The sequence below is a fragment of the Sulfolobales archaeon genome, assembly GCA_038897115.1.
In the GTDB taxonomy this organism is placed as follows: Archaea; Thermoproteota; Thermoprotei_A; order Sulfolobales; family AG1; genus AG1.
The window spans coordinates 1-2,953 of sequence record JAWAXC010000174.1 but is presented as its reverse complement, the minus strand read 5'-3'; the positions used below and the strand labels follow the sequence as shown (position 1 = coordinate 2,953).

Below are 2,953 nucleotides of genomic sequence, written 5' to 3'. Positions count from 1 at the left end.
GTAGAATAATACCCATGTACTTATAACTAGCTCTGTTTCTCTTATCCCGTTTTTATTTGATGAAGATGCTAGATGCGCTATTGTTATCGGTGCTTTTGGATCTCTATTGGCCTTTATCAGACCCTTTTCAACTATTACAGGTCTTATTCTTATTGCACTCTTTTCCTTAAGACCTCCTATGCTGGATATTATGGAGTATCCGTTTATTATCATTGGGAAGAGAGCTAGTATTAAAAGTACCTCTGATCTGCTGTATATGCCTAGGAACGCTATCCACGAGCCGATCATTAGGGATCCCACATTGCCAACGAATATCTTCGCTGGGTATATGTTGAGTATTAGGAAGCCCATAAGAGATCCTATGATAGATGATATTATAACTGTTGAGACATCTTGATCTAAGGATCTTGATATCATGATAGGTGATAGGATTGCTATTGATATTAACATAGATCCTCCAAGGATCCCGTTGTGTGTATCCATCATATTAGAGGCGTTTAGAGCCACGGCATATGCGGCTGGTATTAAAAATATATATAGGATTCTAGCGCTGATCTCCCCTAGCATGGGTATATATAGCCTAGGATCATATAGACCTGTTGTTAAGTGAATAAGACCTGGGATCACTGTGATCAATACCTTTCTAACCGCTGGTAGAGATTTTATATCATCTATAAATCCAATTAAGCCAGATATAGCACTGATTATGAGAAACACCAGTATATCCCTCGAAGGCAATATAGCGAGGGATACCAGGGGTGCTGATATAAGTGATAATCCGCCTATTCTCACAGCATAGCTCTCCCAGCTCTTATGAACATCTCTACCAACTATTCCAAGCCTTAGCCCAAGCCTATATATGATCCATGAGAGGACTAGGGAGAGGATAAAAGAGATAGAAAGGGCTGTGGCTAGGGCTGTTGGGTTCAAGATGTATACCATTTGGTAGTGGATATCATGGGTTATAAGCTATAAATTCTCTGGAAATACGCAATTGGGAGATATATGTTTAAGAGGATCCATGGATGTATAGATGGTTTAGAAGCCCTGCTTGTAGATCTAGATGGCGTAGTATGGATAGGATCTAAGCCTATAGAGGAGAATCTAAAGGCTCTAAAGAAGCTAATGGGAAAAGGGATCATAGTTCTATTTCTAACCAATAACTCAACTAGAAGTAGAGCATCATATGGAGAAGCCCTAAAAAGGCTGGGGATAGAGGTGCCCCCAGAAATGATTCTAACCAGCGGATTCCTAGCATCAGAGTGGCTGCGGCAGAGAGAAGGCAGTACAGAGGTATATATGATAGGGGAGGAGGGGTTGATGGAGGAGTTAATCCTAGCAGGCCACAGGGTCTTAACTATTAACGATGCAGAGAGAGCAAGAGCTGTGGTTGTGGGTCTCGACAGGAATTTTAACTATATAAAGCTTAGAGCAGCTGTGAGAGCCCTTTTAAGGGGAGCCCTTTTTATAGCAACTAATACAGATCACTTGATCCCCGTGGAAGACGGGTTAGATCCAGGTGCTGGAAGTATAGTAGCAGCTCTTGAAAGGGCTAGCGGGAGAAGCGTTGACTATATCGCTGGAAAGCCTAATCCATGGATAATCGAGTATATAACAAATAGATATAGGATTTCTAGAAAAGGGATAGCTGTGATTGGAGATAGATTTGATACAGATATGAAGCTCGCCGTGGATTCAGGTGTTAAGGGGATTCTCGTGCTTACAGGATATACTAGTGAGAAGGAGATAGGGAATAGAGGAGACCTTATTGATTATCGTGGGAGAGAGATTTATTTAGCAAGAACGCTGATGGATCTAGCTGAATACTGTTGATTTGATCGGTTATAGCTAGTGAGAAGCCTGCACAATATAATTTATATAGACTTTATATATCTATCTCGATGAATTTCAATTATCTTTCATAACTATATATGCCTTCTTACATTAGTATTGTAGAAGGGTGCAGCATATAGTTGGAAGGCTCTATAAACATAGATGGGCCTTAGGGGAGATAGGCGGTAAGATGGGGCTTGATAAGCTTAAGGTTATAAGTGTTATATGTCCCTATTGCTCTGTAGGATGCTCTATAGACTTCTATACAGATGGGATGAATATTGTGTGGACTAGGGGATCTATGGATTCATATATAAATAGAGGGTCTCTCTGTCCTAAGGGCGTTGCCTCTCATAAAATAGTTTCGAGTGATAGGAGGATCTTAACACCGATGATTAGAACCGGTGAAAAACCTCCTCCAGAGGAGATCCTATCTGCATCTAGCTGGGAAGAGCTTTCCTCAATAATCAATAGATATCCACCCATGTGGAAACCAATATCATGGGAAGAGGCTTTTGAATATATCGCTGGGAAGCTATCTGAAATCCTTAGCGAGTGGAGATCGAGAACAGGCTATCCGAGAAGAGGCGATGGCTTCTACTATGTTGGCAAGGATAACCCGGTTCAGCTTATGGGCTCATCGGTATTGTTTAACGATGAAGCCTATCTAGTTACAAAGCTAGCCATATATCTTGGAACCTCTAATATCGATTCCCAGTATAGGAAGTGCCATAGCTCAACAGTTACAGGGCTAGGTGTTACCTATGGATGGGGTGCTGAGACAGCAAGTCTAGAGGATCTATCCCTAGCAGATGTCGTACTATTTTTCTCTAACCCGGCAGAGGCCCATCCACTCTCTATGGCTCATCTATTGAAGAGCAAGGAGAGGGGGGCTATATTTATATGTTTCGATCCAAGGTTCTCGAGAACAGCTATGGTTTCCGATATATGGATACCTATAAGACCTGGTAGCGATGCCTCTATATTACTCTATATCCTCCACTATGCGTTCTTCGAGAGAAATCCTCCAATAGATCAGCTTCCCGAGTTTAGGAATCTAATGAGTAGGTGGAACATATCGGAGGAGGATCTCGAGGATCTAAAGGCGCTTTTGAAGGAG

General features: G+C 41.8%; 3 protein-coding genes. 2 read left to right on the top strand and 1 reads right to left on the bottom strand.

Annotation, left to right across the window (positions count from 1 at the left end):
• A partial coding sequence (locus tag QXE01_12410) for a hypothetical protein (protein ID MEM4972040.1) occupies positions 1 to 930 on the bottom strand: 930 nt, incomplete at its 3' end.
• Between the two features lie 75 nt (positions 931 to 1,005).
• Here QXE01_12410 and QXE01_12405 point away from each other — a divergent pair.
• A complete protein-coding gene (locus QXE01_12405; protein ID MEM4972039.1) occupies positions 1,006 to 1,833 on the top strand; it encodes an HAD-IIA family hydrolase in 828 nt (275 codons plus the stop codon).
• 190 nt (positions 1,834 to 2,023) lie between these two features.
• Positions 2,024 to 2,953, top strand: a 930-nt coding sequence (locus QXE01_12400) for a molybdopterin-dependent oxidoreductase (GenBank protein MEM4972038.1), incomplete at its 3' end; no start/stop codon positions are given.

Bases quoted from the DNA above. Each gene is read 5' to 3' on its own strand.
- QXE01_12405 (MEM4972039.1), top strand. From the start codon at position 1,006: ATGTTTAAGAGGATCCATGGATGTATAGATGGTTTAGAAGCCCTGCTT.